Source organism: Acinetobacter proteolyticus, from assembly GCF_000367945.1.
Lineage (GTDB): Bacteria > Pseudomonadota > Gammaproteobacteria > Pseudomonadales > Moraxellaceae > Acinetobacter > Acinetobacter proteolyticus.
In genome coordinates this window covers 2,331,760-2,357,877 of the sequence record NZ_KB849179.1, presented here as the reverse complement: position 1 = coordinate 2,357,877, position 26,118 = coordinate 2,331,760, and the positions used below count along the sequence as shown (strand labels likewise).

The 26,118-nt window shown below is 43.4% G+C and carries 25 protein-coding genes and 1 pseudogene; 15 read left to right on the top strand and 11 right to left on the bottom strand.

All coding sequences use genetic code 11. The annotated features are described in order from the left end of the window. Window positions 1-35: 35 nt before the first annotated feature. The 3 genes and pseudogenes from F993_RS20925 to F993_RS06090 form a co-directional block, all read right to left on the bottom strand. Window positions 36-101: pseudogene (locus F993_RS20925) on the bottom strand (hypothetical protein); the annotation flags it as partial. Between the two features lie 112 nt (window positions 102-213). Further along, the gene (locus F993_RS06085; protein WP_004655723.1) at window positions 214-1,407 is read right to left on the bottom strand and encodes an MFS transporter; all 1,194 of its coding nucleotides are present in this window, start codon (window positions 1,405-1,407) and stop codon (window positions 214-216) included. A gap of 19 nt (window positions 1,408-1,426) precedes the next feature. After that, window positions 1,427-1,834, bottom strand: coding sequence for a RidA family protein (locus F993_RS06090; RefSeq protein ID WP_004655722.1), 408 nt, complete (start codon window positions 1,832-1,834; stop codon window positions 1,427-1,429). Between the two features lie 865 nt (window positions 1,835-2,699). Here F993_RS06090 and F993_RS06095 point away from each other — a divergent pair. The 3 genes from F993_RS06095 to F993_RS06105 are packed head-to-tail and all read left to right on the top strand — an operon-like array spanning window position 2,700 to window position 5,620. Then, a complete protein-coding gene (locus tag F993_RS06095) occupies window positions 2,700-3,827 on the top strand; it encodes a Re/Si-specific NAD(P)(+) transhydrogenase subunit alpha (protein ID WP_004655720.1) in 1,128 nt (375 codons plus the stop codon). Window positions 3,828-3,838: 11 nt separating this feature from the next. After that, window positions 3,839-4,162: a proton-translocating transhydrogenase family protein gene (locus tag F993_RS06100; RefSeq protein ID WP_004655717.1), complete on the top strand. Its 324-nt coding sequence runs from the start codon at window positions 3,839-3,841 to the stop codon at window positions 4,160-4,162. Between the two features lie 3 nt (window positions 4,163-4,165). Then, a complete protein-coding gene (locus tag F993_RS06105) occupies window positions 4,166-5,620 on the top strand; it encodes an NAD(P)(+) transhydrogenase (Re/Si-specific) subunit beta (RefSeq protein ID WP_004655715.1) in 1,455 nt (484 codons plus the stop codon). A gap of 63 nt (window positions 5,621-5,683) precedes the next feature. Here the strand turns inward: F993_RS06105 and F993_RS06110 are convergent, their stop codons facing one another. The 7 genes from F993_RS06110 to F993_RS06140 all read right to left on the bottom strand — a co-directional run bounded on the left by F993_RS06110 (window position 5,684) and on the right by F993_RS06140 (window position 13,345). Continuing rightward, window positions 5,684-6,505: an SDR family NAD(P)-dependent oxidoreductase gene (locus F993_RS06110; protein WP_004655713.1), complete on the bottom strand. Its 822-nt coding sequence runs from the start codon at window positions 6,503-6,505 to the stop codon at window positions 5,684-5,686. Window positions 6,506-6,687: 182 nt separating this feature from the next. Beyond that, window positions 6,688-7,308: an NUDIX hydrolase gene (locus F993_RS06115; protein WP_004655711.1), complete on the bottom strand. Its 621-nt coding sequence runs from the start codon at window positions 7,306-7,308 to the stop codon at window positions 6,688-6,690. A gap of 176 nt (window positions 7,309-7,484) precedes the next feature. Continuing rightward, on the bottom strand, window positions 7,485-7,883 hold the full coding sequence (rsfS, locus tag F993_RS06120) for a ribosome silencing factor (RefSeq protein ID WP_004655709.1): 399 nt from the start codon (window positions 7,881-7,883) through the stop codon (window positions 7,485-7,487). An 81-nt stretch (window positions 7,884-7,964) separates the two neighbouring features. Beyond that, window positions 7,965-8,759: a hydroxypyruvate isomerase family protein gene (locus tag F993_RS06125; protein WP_004655707.1), complete on the bottom strand. Its 795-nt coding sequence runs from the start codon at window positions 8,757-8,759 to the stop codon at window positions 7,965-7,967. A gap of 23 nt (window positions 8,760-8,782) precedes the next feature. Then, complete coding sequence (locus tag F993_RS06130) at window positions 8,783-9,649, bottom strand: NAD(P)-dependent oxidoreductase (RefSeq protein ID WP_004655705.1); 867 nt, start codon at window positions 9,647-9,649, stop codon at window positions 8,783-8,785. A gap of 21 nt (window positions 9,650-9,670) precedes the next feature. Next, a complete protein-coding gene (locus tag F993_RS06135) occupies window positions 9,671-10,459 on the bottom strand; it encodes a crotonase/enoyl-CoA hydratase family protein (protein ID WP_004655703.1) in 789 nt (262 codons plus the stop codon). Window positions 10,460-10,534: 75 nt separating this feature from the next. After that, complete coding sequence (locus tag F993_RS06140) at window positions 10,535-13,345, bottom strand: GacS-like sensor histidine kinase (protein ID WP_004655701.1); 2,811 nt, start codon at window positions 13,343-13,345, stop codon at window positions 10,535-10,537. A gap of 149 nt (window positions 13,346-13,494) precedes the next feature. Between F993_RS06140 and cysM the strand changes: the two genes are divergently transcribed. The 4 genes from cysM to F993_RS06160 all read left to right on the top strand — a co-directional run bounded on the left by cysM (window position 13,495) and on the right by F993_RS06160 (window position 19,084). After that, a complete protein-coding gene (cysM, locus tag F993_RS06145) occupies window positions 13,495-14,424 on the top strand; it encodes a cysteine synthase CysM (protein ID WP_004655699.1) in 930 nt (309 codons plus the stop codon). 87 nt (window positions 14,425-14,511) lie between these two features. Then, a complete protein-coding gene (locus F993_RS06150) occupies window positions 14,512-15,327 on the top strand; it encodes a 3'-5' exonuclease (protein WP_171066073.1) in 816 nt (271 codons plus the stop codon). A gap of 9 nt (window positions 15,328-15,336) precedes the next feature. Next, entirely contained in the window at window positions 15,337-16,746 is a 1,410-nt protein-coding gene (gene rlmD / locus F993_RS06155; protein ID WP_004655697.1) for a 23S rRNA (uracil(1939)-C(5))-methyltransferase RlmD, read from the top strand. A gap of 31 nt (window positions 16,747-16,777) precedes the next feature. Then, a complete protein-coding gene (locus F993_RS06160) occupies window positions 16,778-19,084 on the top strand; it encodes a RelA/SpoT family protein (protein WP_004655695.1) in 2,307 nt (768 codons plus the stop codon). 43 nt (window positions 19,085-19,127) lie between these two features. Here the strand turns inward: F993_RS06160 and F993_RS06165 are convergent, their stop codons facing one another. Continuing rightward, window positions 19,128-19,901, bottom strand: a complete 774-nt coding sequence (locus F993_RS06165; protein WP_004655692.1) for an SDR family oxidoreductase — start codon at window positions 19,899-19,901, stop codon at window positions 19,128-19,130. A gap of 102 nt (window positions 19,902-20,003) precedes the next feature. On the opposite strand from F993_RS06165, the gene mazG reads away from it, so the two are divergent. The 8 genes from mazG to F993_RS06205 all read left to right on the top strand — a co-directional run bounded on the left by mazG (window position 20,004) and on the right by F993_RS06205 (window position 26,116). Continuing rightward, window positions 20,004-20,810: a nucleoside triphosphate pyrophosphohydrolase gene (gene mazG, locus F993_RS06170; RefSeq protein WP_004655690.1), complete on the top strand. Its 807-nt coding sequence runs from the start codon at window positions 20,004-20,006 to the stop codon at window positions 20,808-20,810. Beyond that, the gene (locus F993_RS06175; protein WP_004655688.1) at window positions 20,779-21,207 is read left to right on the top strand and encodes a ComEA family DNA-binding protein; all 429 of its coding nucleotides are present in this window, start codon (window positions 20,779-20,781) and stop codon (window positions 21,205-21,207) included. Before mazG ends, F993_RS06175 begins: the two co-directional genes overlap by 32 nt. A gap of 139 nt (window positions 21,208-21,346) precedes the next feature. After that, entirely contained in the window at window positions 21,347-22,795 is a 1,449-nt protein-coding gene (gene pcnB / locus F993_RS06180) for a polynucleotide adenylyltransferase PcnB (RefSeq protein WP_004655686.1), read from the top strand. Further along, a complete protein-coding gene (folK, locus tag F993_RS06185) occupies window positions 22,792-23,280 on the top strand; it encodes a 2-amino-4-hydroxy-6-hydroxymethyldihydropteridine diphosphokinase (protein WP_004655684.1) in 489 nt (162 codons plus the stop codon). Before pcnB ends, folK begins: the two co-directional genes overlap by 4 nt. A gap of 39 nt (window positions 23,281-23,319) precedes the next feature. Next, entirely contained in the window at window positions 23,320-24,129 is an 810-nt protein-coding gene (gene panB, locus F993_RS06190) for a 3-methyl-2-oxobutanoate hydroxymethyltransferase (RefSeq protein WP_004655682.1), read from the top strand. Between the two features lie 3 nt (window positions 24,130-24,132). After that, window positions 24,133-24,978 carry a pantoate--beta-alanine ligase gene (gene panC / locus F993_RS06195; protein ID WP_004655681.1) on the top strand — a complete coding sequence of 282 codons (846 nt, stop codon included), beginning with the start codon at window positions 24,133-24,135 and terminating at the stop codon, window positions 24,976-24,978. Between the two features lie 20 nt (window positions 24,979-24,998). After that, a complete protein-coding gene (gene rapZ, locus F993_RS06200; protein WP_004655679.1) occupies window positions 24,999-25,850 on the top strand; it encodes an RNase adapter RapZ in 852 nt (283 codons plus the stop codon). Beyond that, a complete protein-coding gene (locus F993_RS06205; protein ID WP_004655677.1) occupies window positions 25,847-26,116 on the top strand; it encodes an HPr family phosphocarrier protein in 270 nt (89 codons plus the stop codon). The genes rapZ and F993_RS06205 overlap by 4 nt, the downstream gene beginning before the upstream one ends. Window positions 26,117-26,118: the final 2 nt, after the last annotated feature.

The window sequence follows — 26,118 nt, the reverse complement described above, 5'->3', positions numbered from 1 at the left end:
TATTTTAAGTTGCTGAAAATTAATAAATTATTTTATTTTTTTGTCCAATCCATCATCGGCGCGACGGAAATACGTGGCTGTAATGATTCAAGTGATTGCATAAACGGATCTCGGATGTGGACAAGCAAAGAAAGGGCAGCATTATACGAGTTTTGTGATCAATTCACCAATGCTGATCCTGATCACTTTAATTTTCACTATACGGATGAATATCTAGGTGGTGATTATCTTATTTTTCTTCGTCAAAAGATAATCGAGTAAGCTAAACAACATACAGGCAAACACCAAACTGATTCCCGCTAAACAGGTCATGCTCCAGCCACCGTGATTCCAGGCAAAAATACCAAGTGCCGAACCACATGCACCACCGGTAAAGTAGGCGGTCATATAAATGGCATTGATACGAGATTTTGCATCAGGGCGTAAACGGAAAATCACACTTTGATTGCTGGTATGGACTAAGGCCAATGCCAACTGAATCAAGGCAAAGCCAAGGATATAACTGAATAAAAATGTTTGTCCAAAATAGAAGCAGATCCAACTCAAGATAAATAAAGCACAACCCATCCAAGTCAATTGGTTAGTATAGCCCTGATCTGCATATTTACCGATATATTGCGTAGAGAGGGCGCCAAAGATCCCGACCAAAGGCACCATACCAATCAACAGATCTTGAAGATGATGTGCCGAGGTCAACAGTAGTGCAATTGTTGAATATAGAATACTGACCGCAGCAAAGGCGAAGCCACCTGCAAGCGCACGTAAGACTAAGCGCTTCTCTTGCTTGAGTAACTGCGCCATGGAGACAAAGACTTGCCCATAATTCATTTTCATGCGCATGGCATAAGGTAAGCGGCTTTTCAATGCATAGGCCAAGATCAGCATGAGCACACCGCTGACCACATAAATGACTTTCCAATGAAACAGATTAGAAAACAAGCCTGCAAGACTGGTTGAAAGCAAAATACCCACCAGTAAGCCACTCATCAAGAAGCCAATCACTTCCCCCGTTTTTTCAGGCTTAACTGTCATGGTGGCAAGCGGAATTAAGACTTGTGCCGCAACCGAGAATAGCCCTGCCATGACAGTACCGAGCCAAAGCATCGGTAAGTTGACCGAGAAAGCACTGATGAATAAGCCCACAGCACAAAATACCATGAGTAAAGGAATGAATTTGGTTTTGTTCACCACATCGCCCATTGGGACAATAAACAGCAGGCCCAATGCATAAGAGACTTGAGCAAAGGTTACCGTGAGCGCTGCTTGACCTTCGGTCACTGCAAAATACTGCTGAATTGAGTGAATCAAAGGTTGACTATAATAGTTAGCACCTGCACACAAACCACACGCTGCAGCCATAAACCAAAGTAAGGTTTTATTTTGACTAATATCTTGAGGGGCAGACATAATTTTCTCTATTACTGATTTATGCGGTATAGGCCGTTGCTTCAACTTCAATTTGCATCCCTGCTAATGCCAAATGTGATACAGGAATAAGGGTACAGACAGGGAAGGCATGGTTTTCCCACAACTGTTGTATGGTTTTAGCCAAGATTTGAAGTTTTTCCGCATTATGGTCAACCACGAGCATACGTAAAACGGCAATATCTGATAGTTGTGCTTGGGCTGAAGTTAAAGCGTGTTGAATATTATAGAAGACTTGTTGTACCTGTTGGTCAAAATCTTTAGAGAGCTCACCATTTTTATTTTCACCGCCCTGGCCTGCAATATGAATGATCCGCATATTGGGGGGAATAATGCTTACATGACTATAGCCATTACTGCGTGGATCATAAAGTTCTCTGGGATTAAGCATTTTAAAGGTCGGTTTCATCGTGACACATCACATTGAAGATGGAGATGATTTAGTATCAAAGCTCAATCTAACTTGAGGTCAAGAATATTTTGAACTCAAAATAAGTAGAAGTCAGAATAAACGAACTATTTCTCAATATTTCGATTTTTTAGGGATTAAATAAAGTGCTTAATTGAGCGAGTGCTTACTATTTGCACCAATATTGTGCAATAAAGCAGCTTTTGCTAGACAAAACCATACAAATATCACTTGAAAAAATGCCTATTTAAGTTTTTTTCATTCTTTTTAATTTTTCTGAACAACTTACTTCATTCAATTCAGATTTATTGATAAAGAGAAACCTTCCTTTATAGGCTCTCTTGACGCCTTGTTATAAATTGTTTGATAAAAACTCGCCGAAAAGACCAATATAAAGTGAAGAGAAGCCAATCCCTCACTACAACTGCATGATTATGATGCCGATTCAACCAATACATCGGTAGAGCGTCAAAGAAATAACCAATGTCAATGAAAATGGACCTGGTTAATCGCGACTGATGATTAGGGTGATAGGTAGATGTATTGAATAGATACCGCTGTGATCTTCTAAATTAGGAAGGATGCAGTATAGAAATGGACCGATTAAACGCGAAAGCGATCAGATTCATATGTGAAGAAGAGATGAAAAATCTGCGTTGTTCGATCAAAAGGCAAACCTGCGGATCATACAAGCTCTAAATATAAATGTGAATCATCAGTTCAAAATATAGGTATTTATTAAATAAATATTGGGTGGCATTTTAAAAAAGTTCCATTAGAATCCAAATTTCTACAAAGAATACTCCTGGGGGAAACATTGCTCTTGGCGATGTTTACTTAAGAAAAACTAGCTTGAGGAACGCTCATGCAGATCGGAATCCCAACCGAAACTGTTGCAGGTGAAAGTCGTGTAGCGGCTACACCAGAAACAGTGAAGAAGTTGATTAACGCAGGTCATAGTATTGTCATTCAACGTGGTGCTGGAGTTAAAGCAGCGTATATTGACAGTGCTTATGAACAAGTTGGCGCAACCATTACGGACGATGCATATACAGGCAGCCAAATTATTTTGAAGGTACGTGCCCCTAAAGGTGACGAAATTCAAAAGCTTGCGGCGAATACGACTGTAATTGCAATGTTTGACCCTTACCGCAATCCAGAATTAGACCAGTTTGCAACTCAGCAAGTGTCTGCTTTTGCATTGGAATTACTGCCACGTACGCTATCACGCGCACAAAACATGGACGTACTTTCTTCTCAAGCAAACTTGGCGGGTTATAAGTCTGTATTGTTAGCTGCGGCTGAATATCAACGTATGTTCCCAATGTTAATGACAGCTGCAGGTACTGTAAAACCTGCACGTGTTGTGATTATGGGTGTTGGTGTTGCTGGTCTTCAGGCGATTGCGACTGCGAAACGTTTAGGTGCTGTTGTGGAAGCAACAGACTTACGTCCGACCGCAAAAGAGCAAGTTGAATCTCTAGGCGGCAAATGGCTAGACGTGCCAATGTCCGATGAAGAAAAACAACGCGCTGCTGAAGCTGCGAAAAGCGGTTATGGTTGGCAGCCGGGTGAGCAATACATCAAAGATCAAGCTGCGATTGTAGATAAAGCTGTATCAAATGCTGACATCGTAATCACCACTGCATTGATTCCAGGTCGTAATGCTCCGCGTTTAATTAAAGCTGAAACCGTTGCCAAAATGAAACCGGGTTCTGTCATTTTAGATATGGCAGTTGAGACGGGTGGTAACGTTGAAGGTTCTAAAGAAGGCGAAACAGTCACAACTGAAAATGGTGTGAAGATTTTGGGTATTCCAAATATTCCAGGCACAGTTGCGACTGAAGCATCTGCACTGTATGCACGTAACGTTTTTAACTTCCTTGAGACATTATTCGACAAAGACAAAGCCTTTGCGATCAATCAAGAAGATGAAATCCAAAAAGCGTTACTCGTGACTCATGGCGGTCAAGTACTGCTCAAGCGCGGTTAAGGAGAGTTCTCATGGTTGAAACGATTACAATTTTCGTCCTTGCCATCTTCGTTGGTTATTACGTGGTGTGGGGGGTAACGCCTGCGTTACATACACCATTAATGGCGGTAACCAATGCGTTGTCTTCCATTATTGTGGTTGGCGCGATGATCCAAACAGTGGGTATGCCTGCGATTGGTGTAGATGCTAACGTTGCATTCCAAAGTGTAAACGTGGTGAGTATCCTTGGTGCGATTGCTGTATTTTTGGCAAGTATCAACATCTTCGGTGGCTTTGCTGTAACTGCTCGTATGCTTGAAATGTTCAAGCCGAAGCAAAAGAAAAAAGAGGGCTAAGCAATGGAATTCATTCGAGACTATGCGGATTGGTTCTACCTCATTGGTGCTGTCCTCTTTATCTTAACTTTACGTGGCTTGTCTGGTCCTAAGACTGCCATTGCGGGTAACCGCTACGGTATGATCGCAATGGCGATTGCTGTAGTCACCACTTTCTTTGTTGCTGAACATCCTGTTGTTTGGATGATCGGTGGTGCAATGGTATTGGGTGCGGTTGTGGGTATCGCACGTGCGAAAACAGTGCCAATGACACAAATGCCTGAGACGGTTGCGTTGATGCACTCTCTGGTGGGTTTGGCTGCGGTATTGATTGCAATTGCGGCGATTCTGCACAACAACCAACTCACTGCATTATTTGAGCAAAATGAAGCTGCTTTAACGGCTGCGGGTGTTCAACATGCACATATGAGTTCGGTTCATTTATTTGAATTGTTCGTGGGCTGCTTCGTTGGTGCGATCACATTTACTGCATCTGTATTTGCTTACGGTAAATTGGCTGCGAAGAAATGGGCAAAAACAATTTCTGGTGCATGGGTTAAACCGGTTCAAGCGACGATCTTTATTGCGATGCTTGCATGTGGTTTCTACTTCTTCACTACGGGTAACATGACTGCATTCTGGGCAATGACAGCACTTGCACTTGCATTTGGCTGGGTATGGATTGCACCAGTCGGTGGTGGTGATATGCCAGTTGTGGTCTCACTTTTGAACTCATTCTCGGGTTGGGCTGCAGCAGGTATTGGTTTCACACTTGAAAACAATATGTTGATTGTTGCAGGTTCGCTTGTAGGTTCATCTGGTGCGATTCTTTCTTACATCATGTGTAAGGCGATGAACCGTTCAATCATCAACGTATTGTTTGGTGGTGCAATGGGTGGTGCGGCAGTTGCATCAGCAGATAAAGGTGAGCAAGTTCAACGTAACCATCGTTCTGGTTCAGCAGATGACGCAGGCTTCCTGATGTCAAATGCAGACAGCGTTGTGATTGTACCGGGTTATGGTATGGCGCAAGGTCGTGCACAGAATGCGGTGAAAGAATTGTGTGAAATCTTGAAAGAGCAGGGCGTAAAAGTTCGCTTTGCGATTCACCCAGTTGCTGGTCGTATGCCTGGTCACATGAACGTATTACTCGCTGAAGCAGATGTTGCTTATGAAGACATCTTGGAAATGGATGAGATCAATTCAGATTTCCCTGCAACAGATGTGGTACTGGTGATTGGTGCAAATGACGTGGTTAACCCTGCGGCGAAAGACGATCCGACCTCACCGATTTATGGTATGCCGATTCTTGAAGCACACAAAGCACGTACCATCATGGTGATCAAACGCTCTATGGCAACAGGTTATGCTGGCTTAGACAATGACTTGTTCTACAATGAAAAAACTATGATGATCTTCGGTGATGCCAAGAAAGTTGTGGAAGATATGACGAAAGCAATCAATGGTGGTGGTCATTAAACTGGCCTAATTAGGATTGTAAAAGCCACCCTTGGGTGGCTTTTTTATTTGACTTATTTTTGTTTAAAGAAACTTTTCGACCAATTGCATAGATTGTTGATAGAGGTCGCGTGCCAATTGCTGATTTTTGGCATGTGGAGATTTCCAATCTGGCATATGCGCACTGACATACTCCCCATTACGATTTTTCCATTCATCGCCAATCGCCATTTGGCTAATCAAATTTGCAGGAACAGAAGTAGGGACTAAGCCTAGTTTCATGGCGGCGTAGACAGGCTTGGGCAAGTCGCGATAGATATCGGAAGCGACGCCACCTGGGTGTAGGGCGTTATTGGTGATTGAGCTATCTGCCAGTTGCTCCGCTAATGCATTGCTGAGCAGTAAATTCGCGAGTTTAGATTGTCCATAATAAAATAGCGGATTATAAAAACCCTCTGCACGGAATTTGTTGGGTTTGATTGAGCCTGCCCAATGTGCAATTGAGGCTAAATGCACAATACGTGCTTGAGGAGATTGTTTTAAAACGGGAAGCAGTTTTTGGGTCAATAAAAAATGACCGAGATAATTGACACCAAACTGTTGCTCGAAGCCATCGGCTGTCAGTTGTTTGGTTTTGGCAAATAAGCCTGCATTGTTGATCAATACATCCAGATTACCATAACGATCTGCAATTTCATCAGCGGCTTTTCGAGTCAGTTCAAGACTGTTGAGGTCGAGGGAGATGAGATCGACTTGTCCTTGATCGAGTGCCCGTAATTTGTTTTGTGCTTGTTGTGCTTTCTGTGGGTTTCGGCAGGCCAGAATCACGTGTTGCCCTTGTTTAACCAGCTGTTCTGCTGTGGCAAAACCAATACCTGTATTGGCACCTGTAATCAGTATTTTCACTTCCTGTACTCCAGTTATGCTATTTCTTAGTGGGATTGCAAGAATCTGTATAGTGCTGCAATTTTGACAATTTGTCATGTCAAATTTGAAGATGGGAGATGACTGGCTTTTGCTCGTCTTTAGATGAGAGCGATATTGTTGTTTGAAGCTCATGTTTTTTGATGAGCTCTTTAAATTAGAAGTTAGTCGAAATAGGTATTCTCGGGTAGTCCTTGTAATAACTCAAAAAATTGATGGATTTGTGTTTCTGTAACACGAGCTGTCGAAATCGGCGGTAATTCTTCTCTGCCAAAGAAAGCCACCTCCGAGGTTTCGATGCTTGGCTTGAGTTCACCGCCAATCAGTTCACACCAAAAGAAGGCTTTATACACGTGCAGAAACATGGCGGGGTGAGGGTGCTTTCTTCGGTCTGTGAGCGCAAGGAGTTTAACCGCCTTCACCTCTAATCCTGTTTCTTCAAGGACTTCTTTTTCAGCATTTTCTGCAGCGGAATAGCCAACATCTGCCCAACCTCCAGGAATAGACCATAAGCCATCCTGTGTCTCTTTAGCTAAGAGCAGTTTATTGTCCTTAAAGACAACAGCGCGCACATCGATTTTAGGTGTTGCATAGCCAATATCTTGCAAGACATTGGAAATAAAATGAGTGGTATCAATTTCTTTTAATTCAATCAGGGTACGGACGTGATCAAGTAATTGCTGATAACGCTCTTTATCGTATACATCTTTGCTGTAGTGCAAACCTGATTGAGCCAATCCAGTAATCTTATGGAGTGTTTCAATCCATGCGGCTGAATCTTTCATCTTATTCTAGCTGTACTTGAGGAGAGGATTTAATACTAGCACTGCGATTATATTTTACAACGAATGGTCGGAAATTTAGGGTTAAATCGGCTTGTTGTGCATCTATGTTTAGAGCCTACTTTTGATTTGAATATGCCATAAAAAAGCGACCTATTCGGTCGCTTTTTTGGAGAGCTTTACGCTACAGATTCGGGTGCACGCCATAAGCTTTCTAAGTCGTAGAACTTACGCGCGGTGGGTAACATCACATGTACCACAACAAAACCGAGGTCGATTAAGATCCACTCAGCATCGCGTTCACCTTCGACACCGATTGGGCGGAAACCTGCTTTACGTGCTTCATCAGCAACATTGTCTGCAAGGGCTTTAACATGACGAGTCGATGTACCGCTTGCAATCACAATTGCATCGGCAACATTACTGATCGTACTTACGTCAAGTTCAAGAATATCTTTGGCTTTTACATCAGTGAGAGCTTCATGTACAACGTTTAGGCACGCTTGTACATCTTTGTTCGCTGTTTTGATTTTTAGGTCGTGAGAATTAGAAGCGCTGGGCGATGGTTCTAAATTCATAGAGGGTATATTTTCCTGACAATTGCTCATTGTCAAATATACCGTTTTTCTCTAAAAAGTTCAAATTTTAGCAGTAACAGTTTATGTATTCACATCATTGGAAAAATACTTGTTTTTCCATGCAAAAGATTGATCTGACTGCGTTTTTGGTCTGTATTCCGCAGCAATCAGACCTTGGTAGTCACTTTGTAGCAACCAGTCAAAGATTTGTTTATAGGGGATATTTCCAGTATCGGGTTCATGTCGGTCTGGACAGTCGGCAAATTGGATGTGTCCAATCTGATTGATATTTTCCTGTAATCCCGCTAATACATCTTCACCCATCATCGCCATGTGGTAACAGTCATATTGCATTTTCAGGGCGGGATGGTTGATGGCTTCCAGCATTTCTTGGGCTTGGGCAATATTTTGAACCAAGAAGCGAGGCATATCGGTGCCATTAATCATTTCAAAAACGGGTTCGATACCTTGTTCGGTCAGCATGTGACAGGCCAGTTTTAGATTGCTTGCAAGCGTGTTGAGACACGGCAGCAGATCGGCATCCAGCGGTTGTTTACCGGCGAGAATATTCACACGTGGCACATCCAGTGCAGTGGCGTAACGAATTGCCAACTCAAGCGCTTGATGGAATTCAATTTCTCGTCCCGGCACACCTGCAAGCCCATTGCCGCCTTGCATCAAGTCACCCGCAGGAACATTAATCAGGCACAGTGAAAGATTGTGTTGTTCAAGTTGAGTTCGAATATCAATCACATCGAGTTCATAGGGAAATTGAATTTCAACCTGTTGAAAACCATGCGCATGCGCTAAAGCAAAGCGCTCAATTAAAGGGACTTCAGTGAAGATCATGGATAAATTGACTGCAAGATGGCTCATTTTCTGACTCCCTGAATCAATAATTATTGTTCTGTAATTTTGATGATAGTCGCTAAATCCTTATCAGCAAAGCCATTTTCTTGGTGAGCTTGTAACTGTAATAGAGCTTTTTGTGCAACAGGTATCTTTAAGTTAAAACTTTGTGCCAAAAGTAAGGCATTGTTTAAGTCTTTTGATAGGGTTTGCACTTTCCATTGCACAGGTTCAAAGGTTTGAGTCGCCATACGTGGTGCAAGGATTTGAAAGGGTTTTGAGTCGGCAAAACCACCCGCGAGTGCAGGTGCCAGTAATGTGGTATCGACGCCTGCTTGATTGGCAAGGGCGACAGCTTCGGCAATCAGGGTGCTATTGGCAGCAACAATTAATTGATTGCAAATTTTAGTCGCTTGTCCGGTACCCGATGTTCCCATACGGGTGACACGCTGTGTGAGTACATTGTAAATCGGAGTGAGCTGTTCGATTGTCTCGGCATCGCCGCCTGCAAAAATGACCAGTGTGCCTTGCTCTGCACCGATGGTGCCACCTGATACAGGAGAGTCAATCCATGTGACCTGTTGTTGTTGAGCAGACTGAGCCAATTCTTGAGTCGCAGAGACTGACAAACTCGAGAAATCAACAATGATTTGCTCAGCTTTCAAATACGGTTGAATCTGGGCAAAAACACTCTGCACCGCTTGATCATCGGCCAAACAGGTCAAAATAATAGGGTAGCTTCCGATGTCATCGAGCTTTAAGTGTAATGCACCTTGTTGCTGCAGAGGTTCACATGCAAGTGGACTACGGTTCCAGACCGCTACAGCATAACCTGCTTGTATTAGTCGGCTGGCCATACGTGTGCCCATTAAACCCATACCCAAGAAAGCGATTGGTGTTTGTTGATTCGCATGCATGTGAATGTACTCCAGTCGGGATTATTTGTATTGGCGTGGTAGGAATTGAACCTCTGGATTCTTGTCCTTTTTACGCGCAAGACTGCTGTTTTTACCTAAAAGTAGTTTGAGCTGCCAAAGTTTTTCCAAACGTAATGCTTTTTCAGGTTGGTGCTCCATCGCATCCAAAACACGTTTCGCTGCCATAATGGCATCTGGTGAGCGTTGTAAAATTTCTTCGGCAATGATGTTTGCTTTTGCTAATGGATCATTGTCTAAATGGGTGACCAGACCAATTTGTTTGGCATATTCAGCATCAAAGATACGTGCAGTTAAGGTCAGCTCTTTAGCCAAATCAACACCAATTAGACCTTTCAGAGAACGTGTCAGTCCCATATCTGGTACAAGGCCCCAGCGACTTTCCATAATTGACATTTGTGTGCTTGGCGTCGCAATACGGATGTCGGCTGCGAGTGCGAGCTGCATCCCAGCACCAAAGCAATAACCTTCAATGGCTGCAATCACAGGGATTGGTAAATTTTGCCAGATCAGGAAGGCCTTCTGGAACAGGCTTTGTCCAGGCTTAATCAGTTCCCATGCGGCGAAAGCGGTATTTTTAGGATTGTTTAAATCAGAAAGGTCGATGCCTGCACTAAAGACCTGTGCTTCACCAGTGAGAATGACACAGCGGATTGAACGATCTTTTTCAATTTTTTTTGCAGTTGCCACCAGTTCTTTGAGTAAGGCAAAGCTCATTGCATTACGTTTATCTGGACGGTTTAAGGAAACTGTTGCGATTCCATTGTTCTTTTCAACGCGTAAAAGTGCCATCTGCCTTACTCTTATTGTGTTTGATTTGGCAGCATAACATGAGTCCCTGCATCGAAACATGACAGGGCAGTCACGTTAATTATCGTAGCTGTGCAAGATTAAATTGGCCGCCTGTCGAACCTGTTCAATCGCTGTGCTGAGTTCATTGAAACGATGATTGGTCTCACGGATAAATACATCATCAGCCTTGCGCCGCTCTTTACGCAAAGTTGAGACAAATTGTTCAAACTCACCTGACACTTGCTGTAAGTTCGGCGTGCCGACATAGCGGGTTGCACCATAGAGACGATGTAGCACATGTTCCAACTGAGGGAAATCTTCCATCTCAATTAATTGCTGCATTTCAGCCAGTTCAGTATCGAAGCTGTCCACCAGCATATTCAATAAGTCTTGCGCCAAATCTTCTTTGTTGGCTGCAAGCTGCACACTTTGTTGCCAGTTCAGAATTTGGGGATCAATTGATTCGGTTGGGCGCTTCGGCTCGGTTGTTGCAGGTTGAGTTGTGAAATTGTTCTTGGTCCAATGGGTTAGGATCTGAATGATTTGCTCCATTTGGATTGGCTTGGTCACATAATCATTCATACCGACTTTGAGCAACTTTTGTTTTTCATCCGCCAATGCATGCGCGGTGAGTGCAATGATCGGCAATTGCATGCCTGAATCCAGTGTAGATTCGAGTGAGCGAATGGCACGCGTAGTATCAATCCCAGACATGACTGGCATTTGAATATCCATAAACACCAAGTCAAAAGGTGGAGACTTTTGTTCAATCCGTTCTTGGATAATGTCGATGGCCTTTTGTCCACTCAATGCTTTGGTGGTGGTGACATTCAGCTCACCGAGCAAGGCTTCAAGCACAATCAAATTCGGCAAATGATCATCCACCGCCAACACATGTAAACCTTGACCGTTAAAGTCTTCGGATTCTTGTTCAAAAACTGGTTGGTTGCCGAGCAACTGTACCAATTCACGACGACTCAGTGGTTGATACAATGGACGTGCGCGATATTCATTCAGCATGTTTGGTTCAAGACTCATTTGATAACCATAGACTGCTAAATTGCCATGATAACGCTGACGAATTTCTTTGAGTAAGGCTTCGGTATCACCACTATGATCGACAATCAGCCATGTGTTTTCTTGCTGATTCAGATGATTTAAGCGACTGAATAAGTCCAAAATGGATTGGGTTTCAATATGAGAGACATGGTAGTTCTCTAAATATGAACGCAGTACGCTGGCTGTTGCAGGATGGGCAAGATAAGACACCACTTGCAAATGATCGAAACGTGGATGTTCAACAAACTCATCCTGTTCTTCCACTTTAAATGAAGCAGTGAACCAGAAGGTTGAGCCTTTTTCGGTTGGTGCGCGTTCTTGGTTGTCCTCAAAGCCAATCTGACCATGCATCAAATGCACCAGCTGTTTGGAAATCGCTAAGCCAAGCCCTGTTCCACCAAATTGACGTGTTACCGAGGCATCGCCCTGAGAGAACGATTCAAATAACTTTTTGCGATCTGTACCGCTCAAGCCAATACCGCTGTCTTGTACACTAAAATGCAGTAAGCATTGTCCGATTTCATCATCTTCCATGCGTACACGGACAATAATTTCACCATCAGGGGTGAACTTGATCGCATTGGAAATCAGGTTGGTCAGGATCTGCTTAAAGCGTAGCGCATCACCGACCACATGCTTTGGAATATTCTCTGCATAGTAAAAGGCCATATTGATATGCTTTTGTGCCGCCAACGGCGAGAGCATATCCATCACATCAAAAATGGCTTCTTCAAGGTCAAAGGGTGCAGTTTCGAGCTCAAGTTTGCCTGCATCAATTTTAGAGAAATCCAACACGTCATTGATCAGTGCCAATAGATGTGCTGATGATTTTCGGATGGTTTGCAGGTAGAGATTTTGCTCATTACTTAGGTTTTGCTGGCGCAGTAATAAATGAATAAAGCCATCAATACTATTCAGCGGAGTTCTGAGTTCATGACTGATGTTGGCCAAAAACACCGACTTGGATTGGTTTGATGAAATCGCTTGGTCACGTGCTTGGCGGTAGGTAATGTTCTGAACTTCTAGGGTGTCCAGTGTTCGACGTAAATCTTCTTCGGTTTGTTCAGTGTGTTCTTTTAACTCTAAGAAACTAAAGTGTAGCCGTTTCACTACATTGGCGATATCACGCTGTAGTAAACGCAGCTCACCGGTACTGTTCACCACAATATGCTGATCAAGGGTATCGGCGTTGAGGCGTTGCATTTGCATGCGAATTTCATATAACGGCGCCAACCAGCGACGAGAGAACACATTTAAGCAGAACAGGAGAATCAGTATGGTAATCAGTCCCGTCACAACCAAGGACAGTAGGATTTTATAGCGAGCCAATTCGAGGGGTTGGTTGTCTAACTCAATCATCAACCAAACAGAGTTAGGGTCGGCACTGTCGAGTTTCGAGCCATAAATACTGTTGTGATTGTGCGAAATTGGACCAAAGAAATTGCTGTTTTCTGGAAAGTTCGGCCAAAAGCGATTGTTTTGGTAACCAACACTTAAATAGGTTTGACCACGACTATCAATCAGTACCGCACGCTGTAGATTTTTCTCATCAAACATTTTCTGCATGATGTTTTGCGCGCGATCATATTGATCGGGTTGTTCTTGAACCAGTTTTAATAGGTCATTCGCAGTTTGGTGGTAACGTGCCAAAATTGCAGACGCATCAGAGCGTTGTTGTGATTTTGCAGAGCTGGTCGTTTCGGATAAAACCCAAAGAATGCCAACACCTGTCAATATGGCAATCGGCACTAAAATCAGTGCAATCAATTGCCCATAGGCATGATTGAGGCGTAAGCGTTTCGATATGGTCTTATTGAAATTTGACATAGTTCGGTCAGATTTATCATTCTGCGCAACATCTTAGCATGCTTTATGATAAGCGAAGACATCTGCTTGCCAATAAAAAGCAGAGTGAAATGGTGCAGTATTTCTGTTTTTTTCATACAATAGTCGCCACCTTAATATCGGTGTCGATCATGACGAATACGCAAACTGATTTTTTAGCAGATGAATTTTTACTGGATTACTATGTCGGTAAAACCCCTTTGGTGCGTTTGCAACGTTTAGCGTGTCATACCCAAGCCACGGTATTAGCAAAATTAGAAGGTAATAATCCAGCAGGATCGGTGAAAGATCGTCCTGCCTATAATATGATTGTTCAAGCGGAAAAGCGCGGACAGATTCAACCTGGGGATACCTTGATCGAAGCGACCAGTGGCAACACGGGGATCGCTTTGGCTATGGTTGCGGCTATGCGCGGCTATAAAATGAAGCTGATCATGCCGAACAACATGAGCCAAGAGCGTAAAGATGCGATGTTGGCCTATGGTGCAGAGCTGATTGAAGTCACGCAGCAGCAAGGCATGGAAGGTGCACGCGACCTGGCTTTACAAATGCAGGCTGAAGGTAAAGGCTTTGTGCTGAATCAATTTGGTAACCCTGATAATGTCGAGGCGCATTACCTGACCACAGGTCCTGAAATCTGGCAGCAAACAGGCGGGAAGATTACCCATTTTGTCAGCTCAATGGGGACGACGGGAACCATCATGGGAGTCTCTAAATATCTGAAAGAGCAAAACCCTGATATTCAAATTGTGGGCTTACAGCCTTCAGATGGCTCAAGCATTGCGGGGATTCGCCGTTGGCCAGAAGAATATTTACCGACCATCTTTGATCGTCGCCGTGTTGACCGCATCATTGATATTCCTCAAATTGAAGCAGAAAAAACCATGCGTAAGTTGGCACGTACTGAGGGCATCAGTGCGGGAACGTCTTCTGGCGGCGCAGTGTGGGCATCGATTAAAATTGCAGAAGAACAACCAGACGCGGTGATTGTCTGCATTATCTGTGACCGCGGTGATCGTTATTTATCAACGGGATTATTCTCAGTTCAAGATGAAGATTAACATCTGGCCTTACACTGTTATAATTACAGCTCCCCCTTTATTGAAGAGAGCTGTAATGCAGTTCTGTAAGGGAATTTTAAGATGAATTTGCGTTTTCCAATTTTAGTTTTTGATATTGAGACCCTGACCGATTTAAAGGCGGGTGCACATCTTTATCACCTTGATTTACCTGAAGCAGATGTCGAGCAGGCGCTCACTAAAATTCGCCGCCAAGAGTCGGGGATGGATTTTCAACGTCTGCCTCTGCATGAAATCGTCTGTATTTCTGGTTTATGGATTGATGAAAAAGGCTATCGCCTGTTTTCATTTAGTCAGGAACAGCATAGCGAAGCGGAAATGTTGGCAAAATTCTTATCGATTTTTGACAAGAAGCAGCCGACATTGGTCAGTTGGAATGGTTCGCAATTTGATTTGCCTGTGATTCTGTTTCGTGCCATGTACCATGGCTTGTCTGCACCGAGCTTGTTTGATCAAGGTGAAATTGATCAGCAAAAACGCTTTAACAACTATCAGAACCGTTACCACCATCGTCATGTCGACTTGATGGATGTGATGGCGATGTTTAATGGTCGTAATTTTCAGAAACTGGATGATATTGCCTGTTTACTTGGTTTTCCAGGTAAGCGTGGTGAAACAGGCTATCATGTGCCTGAATATGTCCGTAACAAACAATGGTTAGAATTGACCAGCTATTGTGAAGGGGATGTGTTGAATACGTGGTTGGTCTATCTTCGCTGGTTGTTGTTAAAAGGCCAGTTGAATCAAAAAGATCATCAGTATTTACTGCAATCCACCATAGATTATTTACAAACGCAAACGCAACAAACAGATTTTTTACAGGTATGGCAGCAAACATCGCAATATACTGTATTCACCGCCGATACTTTTGCGCCAAAAAATTAGGTTCATCTTTTGAAACACAAAGCGAAACAACGTCCAACGCAATATCCAAGCTATACCTTTCAGATCGAAGCATTTTCTCATGAGGGGCGAGGCATTGCGCATTATGGAACGCATCCAGATCATCCTAAAGAAAAACACGGCAAGAAAGTTTTTATCCGTTATGCCCTTGTCGGCGAAACGGTGCAGGCCAAGATTACCAATCAAACCTCACGCTTAGAAGAAGCGGACATGGTCAAGCTAGAAAGTGAGGCTGCTGAGGGGCGAGTTGATCCGATTTGTCCACATTTTGGGGTATGTGGCGGCTGCAGCTTGCAGCATATTCATCCTGATGAACAGATTGTGTTGAAACAAAATGTTTTAAAATCGCATTTGCAGCATTTTGCAGGATTACAACCTGAACAATGGCTTGATCCGATTCGTTCGGTTAAAGCAGATTATCGTCGTCGTGCCCGAATTGGGGTGCGCTATATTGCCAAGCAAAATCGATTGGTGATGGGTTTTCGTGAGCATCACAGTAATCATTTAACTGCGATTCAGCAGTGTCAGGTGCTTGATCAAACCTTATCCGAATGTTTACCAGAACTTAAAAAACTACTCGAAAGTCTTACAGGCAAAGCGCATATTGGTCATATAGAATTGGCGATGGGCGACAGTGAGGTTGCATTATTAATTCGTCACTTAGATGAATTAAATGTGTCGGATGTCAACCAATTACGTCAATTTACGTTACTCAAAGGATGGCAGTTGTATTTGCAGCCAAAAGGGGCAGATAGCTTACATCGCGTGGATGATTCACAAGCGGCAATGCGTTTGCATTACAGTTTAGAGGATTTTGCCGTCAAATTCGCGTTTTCACCGTTAGACTTTACTCAAGTCAATAGTGGTGTCAATGCACAGATGATTCAGTTGGCATGTGAATTGCTTCAATTACAGAAAGGGGAAAGAGTACTGGACCTATTCTGTGGGTTAGGTAATTTTTCACTCCCGATTGCACGTTGTGTGGGTGAGGCAGGTCAAGTGGTCGGTGTTGAAGCGAGTGATGAGATGGTCAACAGAGCAACTGAGAATGCGCAAGCAAATCATTTGTCTCAGGCGGTGTTCTTTTCACAAGATTTAACAAAAGACTTTTCGCATCATTCTTGGGCGAAACAAGGATTTGATGCATTATTAATTGATCCTCCACGATCAGGTGCTTTTGAAGTTATGCAATATGTACCTAATTTTGGAGCCAAAAGAATCGTTTATGTATCATGTAACCCATCAACACTGGCAAGGGATGCAGGTGTACTGGCACAATATGGCTATCAATTGAAGAAAGCAGCAGTCATGGACATGTTTACGCATACTGAACATGTTGAATCGATTGCCCTGTTTGAAAAAGTTGAGCGGCTTGAAAAAATCGAAGAGATAAACGATTAAAAAATGAGTTACATATCCAGAGGAGAAAGGTATGGTCACAGTACGTGAGCAGTTACCTGGACGACTCCAAGAGTTGTCTGAGGAAGCGACTGTAGAACATGCCGCTGAAGCGCAAAGTAGTCTAGTCTCTTGGCTAGATCGAGTGCGTGGTATTTTGGATGGGGCAGAGCTGAAGCAACTTCAACAGGTTGCGGAGCTGACCTTAGCAAAAGAGTTACAAGCGACGGGAAATCATCGTATCAATACCTTTAGTACCGGGATTGGTATGGCGGATATTTTGGCCCATTTACATGTCGATGAAGACACGCTTTCAGCGGCGGTGTTATATCGGAGTGTACGTGAGGGTTTGATCACCTTAGAGGACATTCAGCATCAGTTTGGCGAGCAAGTTTTGGGTCTGGTGAAAGGCACACTTGCAATGGGTAAACTGTCGGAGTTGATTGAAAAAAACAAACGTTTAGAAGATCATTTTAATAATAACCAGCGTGAACACTTAAATGGCATTTATAAAATGCTGATTTCGGTGACGGAAGACGTGCGGGTTGTATTGATCAAACTGGCAGAGCGAACCTATGCACTGCGTGAATTGGCAGCCGCAAGTAAAGAACGTCAGGAACGTGTTGCACGTGAAATTCTCACCATTTATTCACCACTGGCACATCGTTTAGGGATTGCCCAGCTCAAGTGGGAGTTGGAAGATCTCGCCTTTCGTTATTTAGCCCCAGAACGCTATAAAGAGATTGCCTCTTTGCTCAATGAGAAGCGTTTGGAACGTGAGCAGTACATTCAGTTTGTCATCGACAAATTGAAAACAGAACTGGCGGCTTATGATATTCAGGCTGAAATCACCGGGCGCGTGAAGCACATTTATTCGATTTATCGAAAAATGAAAAGCAAAAATCTGAGCTTCGATCAGCTTTACGATATCCGTGCAGTGCGTGTGTTGGTGAAAAGTGTTCCAGATTGTTATCACGCTTTGGGGATTGTACATCAGATATGGCGTCATATTCCGAACCAGTTTGATGACTATGTCACCAATCCGAAAGCCAATGGTTATCGTTCATTGCATACCGCAGTGATTGCTGAGAATAAGTCTTTAGAAGTACAAATCCGTACCTTTGAGATGCATAACGAAGCAGAGCTTGGGGTGTGCTCGCACTTTAATTATAAAGAAGGTGCTAAGAATACCGATCATTCCTTTAATGATCGTTTGCATTCATTACGTGCTGTGCTTGAGCATTATCAAGAGCGTACTGAAACCACACCGCATGGTGAAGATGAAGAATCGAATGGCATTGATCAAATTCAAGATTTTGAGAATTTTGAAAAGATCTATGTGTTTAGCCGTGATGGAGACATCAAAGAACTGCCACGTGGTTCAACCGTTCTAGACTTTGCGTACCATGTACATACCGAAGTCGGCAATAAGTGCTATGCAGCACGCGTGAACCAACGTTATGTGCCTTTAACCTACACCTTAAAGACAGGTGAGCAGGTTGAGATTTTAACCAAGAAAGATCGTGAACCGAACCGTGACTGGTTGGTGAACTCTTTGGGTTATATCAAGACCGCACGTGCACGTGACAAGCTACGTCATTGGTTTAGACAACAAGATCGCAGTAAGAATGTTGAAGTTGGGCGTGAGTTACTCAATAAAGAGTTGGCCCGTTTAGCAATTCACCCGAAAAGTATCGACCTGAAAGATTATTCATCGCATTTTAATCTGAAAGCAGGCGATGACATTCTGGTTGCATTGGTCAGTGGTGATATCAGTCTGCATGCCTTGATGAATCAAGTAAATCGTCAGATGCACTTAGATCAGGACGAGCCAGAACTGGTGTTAAAACCTGCGTTAAATCCACGTGCCAGCCATACGTTATCGGCACATGGGATTTTGATTGATGGGTTGGATAATGTTGAGTTGCATATTGCACAATGTTGTCAGCCTGTACATGGCGAGTCGATTGGTGGCTATATCACCCTGAATCGTGGTGTCAGTATCCATAAGATTGCATGTCCAGATTACTTACGTATGACCACGCAAGAACCTGAGCGTGCTGTTGAAGCCGATTGGGAAATGCAACCCACCCGCGGTCAGAGTGTGCAGATCGTGGTGGAAGCTTATGATCGTCGTGGTTTACTCAAAGATCTGACACAGGTGATATTCTCAGACCAAATCAATATTCGTCAGGTCAATACCATTTCTGAGGCAGATGGTATTGCCAATATGAAGTTGTTGATTGAAGTCAAAGGTTTGGCACAACTGTCACGTTTGCTGGCTCGTTTAGAGCAACAACCCGGGATTATCAGTGCCAGACGTTTGGTTCAAGGAAGCTAGAGCATAAGCATAAAAAAGCTGCATATCGATGCAGCTTTTTTATCTAACGTTTCGCTAAAAAGATATTGGTGAGACGATTTAAAAATTGCGGGCTCATGCTGGAGAGCTGATACATCAGTTTGGTTTTTATCCCAACAGGGGTGTGGGTTGGAAGCAAGGCATGGTCTTTTTGTTGCGCCAAATGCAGCACTTGTTTTGCGACATCGGCAGGAGTGAGATCCACACCAATATTTTGAATACTTCCTGCATCCATATCTTTGACCATGTTGGTTTGTACAAACAGTGGCATGACGTCTAAAACACGAATATTGTATTTTTGCCATTCGACATCCAAAGCTTCGGTTAAACCCCGAACTGCAAATTTGCTGGCAGAGTAAGATGCTAAATCAGCTTGACCATAAATCGCGGATGCTGAGGACAGGTTAATCACTCGGGCAAAGCTGGCTTGTTGTAGATGTGCTAGGGCAGTGTGACAGCCATTGAGAACACCCTTAACATTAATATCAATGGTGCGGTGATGCGATTGGATCGGAGTATCTTCAAATGCGCCAGAATAGAGAATTCCTGCATTGTTAATCAAAATGTTGAGTTCACCCGCCCAATTCTTAAATTCTTGCAATGCGATCTGCCACTGGCGCTGATTACTCACGTCGAGATAGCCAGCTTTGGCATGCGTTCCAAGTTCGGCAGCTAGAGCCTGTGCCTGCGCTTCATTGATGTCATAAATACCCACTTTAAAGCCTTTTTGATGAAAAAGACGTGCGATTTCGGCACCAATTCCTTGTGCGGCCCCACTAATAAAAACACTATATTGCATTGCATTCCCTTGCTTTATATTGATACTTTTTGCGTGCGTGTATATTACGCATAAGCTTGTTCGAGCTGCAACTATTTGGCTGTATTCAATATTGAGGTGATCATGGAAAAGTTATTGGCAATCATGCAGGAGTTAAGACAGAAGTGTCCATGGGATCAGCAACAAACGCCAGAGAGTTTGACACGATATGCGATTGAAGAAGCTTATGAGGTCGAAGCTGCAATTCGTGTCGGTGATGTTGAGGAAATTCGCAATGAGCTGGGTGACTTGCTTTTGCAAGTGGTGTTTCAAGCGCAAATGTTCAGCGAGCAAGGGGCATTTGACTTTCAGGGCGTGGTGGATGCAATCAGTGAAAAGCTCATTCGCCGTCATCCACATGTATTTCAGGCAGAACAATATCAAAATCTAGATCCTGAACAGGTCAGTGCATTATGGAAACAAATCAAGCAACAAGAAAAGCAAGGCAAAGTACAATCACGCTTGGATGAGGTAAAACATGCGCCAGCCTTGGTACAGGCACATGAGATCCAAAGCAAAGCCGCACAGCTCGGTTTTGATTTTGAAACAGTTGAAGATGCCTATGGCAAATTGGATGAGGAATTAGCCGAGTTACAGCAAGCCATTAACAATCAAAAAGCCGATGAAATCCAAGAAGAATTTGGTGATTGTCTATTTTCTTTGATCAATGTTGGACGTAAACTTGGGCTGTCGAGTGAGACCGCTTTGTTGGCAACGATTCATAAATTTAGAAGCCGTTTTGCTTTTATTGAACAACAAGCGCAACGACAGCAGAAAGACTTGCAAGCAATGAGTTTGGCAGAAATGGACGAACTTTGGGAGCAAGCAAAACGACAATTAAAATATCAGGAGAAAGACAATGAAGTTGCCGCATCTCCGCAGCAATCTTAATTTTTTTATAGGCTTCATTCTCTGCTTGGGAGGTGTTTCACACCTCCATGCACAGCAGTTTGACCAATCTTATCAGCAGTGGAAGGCACAGCAGCAAACACATGATCAGCAATTGGCCAAGCAAGCAAACAATAACTATTACTTAGCCCGACCAACGCAGCAACAAGCTTCAAAGCAAAATTCATCATCTGTAAATATTCAGGGCGATAAAATAAGCTTGAACCAAGCGAATTTGCAGCAGTTGCAAAGCTTGAGTGGGGTTGGGGAGAAAAAAGCTCAGGCGATTATGGAATATCGTCAAAAAAATGGGGCTTTTAAAAGTGTTGATGAGTTATTGAACATCAAAGGCATAGGACCTAAATTACTTGATAAAAACCGAGTAAGGCTCATGTTATAAGTGAAAAAATGAGATGTAGTTATTCATTTGGGATACTGATCTATTGAAACTTCAACAGAATAAATTGCCCTTTGAGTGTGTTAGAGCTATGATTAGCGACAAATTGTTATTTACGTCCTGACGTAGGAGACAGTGTCTTTTGCAAACTTTGCGTGCGTCAAAATGTGGTTTGTCCACAACTCAACTTCCTTCCTCAATTTTAGATGTGATCGATAGTCTGACTAAAGCAGGCTACGAGGCATATATTGTGGGCGGTGGTGTTCGAGACATGATGTTAGGTCTTAATCCAAAGGATTTTGACGCGGTTACTAATGCTACACCAGCCCAAGTGAAAGAGGTTTTTGGTCGACGTTGCCGAATTATCGGACGACGTTTTGAGTTAGCACATGTATATTCTGGTCGCGAACTGATTGAAGTCGCGACCTTCCGTGCCCCACCGAAAAAAGCAGTCACCAGTGCATCTGGGATGATTCTTCGTGATAATAACTGGGGAACGATTGAGCAAGACTTTGCTCGTCGAGATTTTTCGATCAATACCTTGTATTACCAGCCACGTAAAGGCATCGTGCTTGATTTCTGCCATGCGGTGGATGATATCAATAGCCGTACCTTACGTTTCTTGGGTGAACCAGCACAGCGTTTTGAAGAAGATCCTGTGCGGATGTTACGTGCTTTGCGTTTTGCAGCAAAATTAAATTTCCAGATCGATCAATCGATTCTTGATGTTTTTGATCCGGAGATGACGCAGCTGTTGCGTGATGTCTCGCCACATCGTTTATATGATGAGTCGCAAAAGCTATTCACCATGGGGCACCTCACCCGTGTATTACCGATGTTGATTGAGTTTGGTGTTTGGAAACAGCTGTTTGCTGAAATTCCACCGAACCTGACCGCTTTTATTGACCGTGCAGCGCGTAATACCGATCAACGGATTCAAATTGGGAAAACCATCAATCCTGCATTTTTCTATGCGGTGTTGTTATGGAAGCCTTTCTTGGAACGCTGTGATTTCTATTTGAACAAAGGTGTCGTGCCTGCGGAAGCGCGTGCACAAGCAGGTTTGGATGTGTTGAAACGTCAAGCGACGCGAACCATCATTCCGCGCTTTGCTGAAACCTTTATTCGTGAAGTTTGGGAAATGCAAACTCGTTTGCTTAATCCAAAGCCACAGCAAATTGAAGCTTTGGCTGGCCATGCACGTTTCCGTGCAGGCTTTGACTTCTTGCTGTTACGTGAGAAATCAGGCGATAGCAGTACTGAAGGCATGGGCGTTTGGTGGGAAGCCTACCAAGAAATGAGCACGGATCAAAAAGAAGCAGTGATTCGTCAATACAACCGCCAACGTAGTAAGACACGTCGTAAGGCTGTTGAAGTTGATGAGCCGAAGACTGCTGAAATTGAACCTTTGGTGAATGTACCTGAGCCACGAAGCCGCCGTGCCAAGAAAGAACGGGTCAGAGCGGATGAATCAAGCAGTCGTTTCATTGAAAAAGCGACTACAGGTTCAGTGAATGCCGATCATCCGATCCTCAAGCGTAAACGTGTACAACGTGATCTCAGCCAAGTGGTTTTTGGGCCAACACAATGACCATTCGTACTTATATCGGTCTAGGCAGTAACTTAGGCGATTCGCGGCAGATTCTGAGCGAAGCTGTTGCGAAGCTTGCGAGCTTGGGAGCTGTACAGGTATCGCGACTATATCAAAGTCCGCCGATGGGGCCGCAAGATCAACCTCATTATTTAAATGCTGTTGTTCAACTGGACACCACACTAGCACCACTTGCTTTGCTTGATCAATTACAACAATTTGAGCAAGAGTCTGGGCGTGTCCGTTTACGACGTTGGGGAGAACGTACCCTTGATCTGGATTTATTAATCTATGGTCAAGAGCAGATCCAAAATGAACGTTTGACCGTACCGCATATCGGTATTCTGCAACGTGATTTTGTATTGCTTCCCTTATTGGATTTAGATGCTCATTTGCAATTGAATGGTCATTCATTAAAAGATTTAGAACTGGTGCAGCAAGCAAACTTGACTGTAATAGCAGACCAGTCTTGGGCAACCGCTTAAGACTGTTTCGTTCTGGAAACGCCTGTAGAGGACATCATCATGATTAGTCTAAGTGACTTAAGAAAGTTTAAAGCCGAAGGACGCAAGTTCTCATGTCTTACTTGCTATGATGCAAGTATGGCTAAAGCTATGGAATTGGCTGAAATTGATACGATTTTAATCGGTGACTCTCTAGGAATGGCGATTCAAGGCAGAGACTCTACACTTCCTGTCACAGTTGAAGATATGGCTTACCATACTGCTGCGGTACGCCGTGGTAATGCGCATGCCTTAATCATGACTGATTTACCATTTATGAGCTATGCAACACTTGAAGATGGCTTGAAAAATGCCAAGACGGTGATGCAAGTCGGCGCACAAATGGTCAAGATTGAAGGTGGGGCTTGGCTTAGTGAATTGGTGACGGTATTAACCCGTAATGGTATTCCAGTATGTGTACATTTAGGCCTAACACCGCAATCTGTGCATGTGTTTGGTGGTTATAAGCTTCAAGCAAGAACACGTGAAGCAGCAGATCAATTGATTGCTGATTGCCAAGCAGTAGTTGATGCAGGCGCTGCGGTATTATTGCTTGAATGTGTTCCAGCTCAGCTGGGCAAAGAAATTGCTGAATTATTCCCGAATACGCCTGTGATCGGGATTGGCGCGGGCAATGAAACTGATGGTCAAGTACTGGTGGTACAGGACATGCTCGGTTTGACCTTTGGTCGTGTAGCACGTTTTGTTCGCAACTTTATGAAAGAACAAGCGGGTGAAACTGCGATTGTCGATGCGTTTAAATCGTATCATGCTGCAGTGCAAGATCAGTCGTTCCCAGCCAAGGAACATACTTTCCAAGTTGAGCTTTAATTCATGAAAACTGAAACAACAATACAAGGCTTAACTGCATCACTTGCACCTGCGCGCAGTTCAAAAAAGTTGATTGGTTTTGTGCCGACTATGGGGAATTTGCACGAAGGTCATTTGACTTTGGTGCGTGAAGCAAAAAAACTGTGTGATGTCGTGGTGGTGAGTATTTTCGTTAATCCAATTCAGTTTGGTGCTGGTGAAGATTTTGATAGCTACCCACGTACTTTAGAGCAAGATAGCCGTCTATTGGCGGATGTCGGCTGCGATATTATTTTTGCCCCAACGGTTGAGCAAATGTATGGTACGCAACCACGTTTGACTAATATCAGTGTGGGTCAAATCACGGATGACCTGTGTGGAAAATCGCGTCCAGGTCATTTTGATGGTGTTGCGGTTGTGGTGACCAAACTATTCAATATCGTCCAACCTGATTTTGCTTTCTTTGGTCAAAAGGACTATCAGCAATTGGCCGTGATTCGTCAGCTAGTAAAAGACTTGAATATGCCATTGGAAGTGATTGGCGTACCGATTGTCCGTGCTGAAGATGGTCTTGCTTTAAGCTCGCGGAATGGCTATTTGACTGAACAGCAACGTGCGACTGCACCGACGATTTACCAATTGCTCAAACAAGCCGAACAGCAGTTACATGAAGGGCAAGCTTTGTCACAAGTGTTAGAAAATATCTCTGCTCAATTGACACAAGCAGGTTTTGTTGTGGATTATGTGGAGGCTCGACAAACCAACTTGCAACCAATTCAACAGTTTGACCAAAACTTAGTGCTATTTATTGCAGCCAAACTTGGTTCAACCCGGTTGATTGATAACCTACAAATCGACTTTAAAACATAAAAAATGAAGGGCAAAACGCCATGAAGCGTATTCTTATCGTTACAGGTCAATCCGGTTCAGGAAAATCCTCTGCACTGCAAGTGCTCGAAGACTTGGGCTATTATTGTATAGATAACTTACCTTTGGCGTTATTGCCTGAAATTGTGGCCAAACTTGATCATGAAAATAATCTGGAGCAGCTCGCACTTGGGGTCGATATTCGAAGTACCCGTGCTGATATGCAAGAATTTGATCATGTTTTTCAGCAATTACAGCGACATGGTACAGTTGATATTATTTATCTGACCACACAAGATCAGGACTTGATTACACGTTTTAGTGCATCACGCCGTCCTCATCCTTTGGCAAGTCGCTTCAATAGCTTGTTGCAGTGTATTCAGGAAGAGAAGCAGCTTTTAATTCCGATACAATTCCGCTCTACTGTACATATTGATACAACGGATAAAAGTGTTCATGATTTAAAACATATTTTATTGTCTAAACTTGGACAATCAGATAATTTGATCGTCATTTTACAGTCCTTTGGTTATAAGCATGGTATTCCACTGGATGCAGATTATGTATTTGACGTACGACATTTACCAAATCCGCATTGGGATTTAGAATTACGCCGTTTTTCAGGTTTAGATGAACCTGTACGCCGCTTTTTAGAAGGTAGTCAACAAACCAATGAGATGTTTGAAGATATCTACACTTTCCTAGAAAAGTGGTTACCTGCTTTTGCAGAAGGGCATCGCCATTACATGACCATTTCGGTGGGATGTACCGGTGGGCAGCATCGTTCAGTTTATATCGTGGATAGACTCAAACAAGCCCTTGAGGCAAAATGGACTGTCCAAATCTTACATAGAGAAATGAAGCACTGGTCATGATAGACACAACAATTGATGTAATTAATAAACTCGGCTTACATGCACGTGCATCTGGTAAACTGATTGAAGTGACAACCAAGTTTCGTGCTTCGATCCAAATTGGCAAGGGCGATAAGTTGGTTGATGCAAAAAATATTATGTCATTGTTGATGTTGGGTGCGGGTAAGGGCACCACATTAAGATTGGTCATCGAAGGTGCCGATGAAGACAAGGCACTGGAAGAAATTCAAACGCTGTTCGCAGCAAAATTTTATGAGGCAGAGTAATA

What these genes read in the sequence shown, in the direction of transcription:
- F993_RS06085 (WP_004655723.1), bottom strand. Translation starts at nt 1,407, where the DNA reads ATGTCTGCCCCTCAAGATATTAGTCAAAATAAAACCTTACTTTGGTTT.
- F993_RS06090 (WP_004655722.1), bottom strand. Translation starts at nt 1,834, where the DNA reads ATGAAACCGACCTTTAAAATGCTTAATCCCAGAGAACTTTATGATCCA.
- F993_RS06095 (WP_004655720.1), top strand. Translation starts at nt 2,700, where the DNA reads ATGCAGATCGGAATCCCAACCGAAACTGTTGCAGGTGAAAGTCGTGTA.
- F993_RS06100 (WP_004655717.1), top strand. Translation starts at nt 3,839, where the DNA reads ATGGTTGAAACGATTACAATTTTCGTCCTTGCCATCTTCGTTGGTTAT.
- F993_RS06105 (WP_004655715.1), top strand. Translation starts at nt 4,166, where the DNA reads ATGGAATTCATTCGAGACTATGCGGATTGGTTCTACCTCATTGGTGCT.
- F993_RS06115 (WP_004655711.1), bottom strand. Translation starts at nt 7,308, where the DNA reads ATGAAAGATTCAGCCGCATGGATTGAAACACTCCATAAGATTACTGGA.
- rsfS (WP_004655709.1), bottom strand. Translation starts at nt 7,883, where the DNA reads ATGAATTTAGAACCATCGCCCAGCGCTTCTAATTCTCACGACCTAAAA.
- F993_RS06125 (WP_004655707.1), bottom strand. Translation starts at nt 8,759, where the DNA reads ATGAGCCATCTTGCAGTCAATTTATCCATGATCTTCACTGAAGTCCCT.
- F993_RS06130 (WP_004655705.1), bottom strand. Translation starts at nt 9,649, where the DNA reads ATGCATGCGAATCAACAAACACCAATCGCTTTCTTGGGTATGGGTTTA.
- F993_RS06135 (WP_004655703.1), bottom strand. Translation starts at nt 10,459, where the DNA reads ATGGCACTTTTACGCGTTGAAAAGAACAATGGAATCGCAACAGTTTCC.
- F993_RS06140 (WP_004655701.1), bottom strand. Translation starts at nt 13,345, where the DNA reads ATGTCAAATTTCAATAAGACCATATCGAAACGCTTACGCCTCAATCAT.
- cysM (WP_004655699.1), top strand. Translation starts at nt 13,495, where the DNA reads ATGACGAATACGCAAACTGATTTTTTAGCAGATGAATTTTTACTGGAT.
- F993_RS06160 (WP_004655695.1), top strand. Translation starts at nt 16,778, where the DNA reads ATGGTCACAGTACGTGAGCAGTTACCTGGACGACTCCAAGAGTTGTCT.
- F993_RS06165 (WP_004655692.1), bottom strand. Translation starts at nt 19,901, where the DNA reads ATGCAATATAGTGTTTTTATTAGTGGGGCCGCACAAGGAATTGGTGCC.
- mazG (WP_004655690.1), top strand. Translation starts at nt 20,004, where the DNA reads ATGGAAAAGTTATTGGCAATCATGCAGGAGTTAAGACAGAAGTGTCCA.
- F993_RS06175 (WP_004655688.1), top strand. Translation starts at nt 20,779, where the DNA reads ATGAAGTTGCCGCATCTCCGCAGCAATCTTAATTTTTTTATAGGCTTC.
- folK (WP_004655684.1), top strand. Translation starts at nt 22,792, where the DNA reads ATGACCATTCGTACTTATATCGGTCTAGGCAGTAACTTAGGCGATTCG.
- panB (WP_004655682.1), top strand. Translation starts at nt 23,320, where the DNA reads ATGATTAGTCTAAGTGACTTAAGAAAGTTTAAAGCCGAAGGACGCAAG.
- panC (WP_004655681.1), top strand. Translation starts at nt 24,133, where the DNA reads ATGAAAACTGAAACAACAATACAAGGCTTAACTGCATCACTTGCACCT.
- rapZ (WP_004655679.1), top strand. Translation starts at nt 24,999, where the DNA reads ATGAAGCGTATTCTTATCGTTACAGGTCAATCCGGTTCAGGAAAATCC.
- F993_RS06205 (WP_004655677.1), top strand. Translation starts at nt 25,847, where the DNA reads ATGATAGACACAACAATTGATGTAATTAATAAACTCGGCTTACATGCA.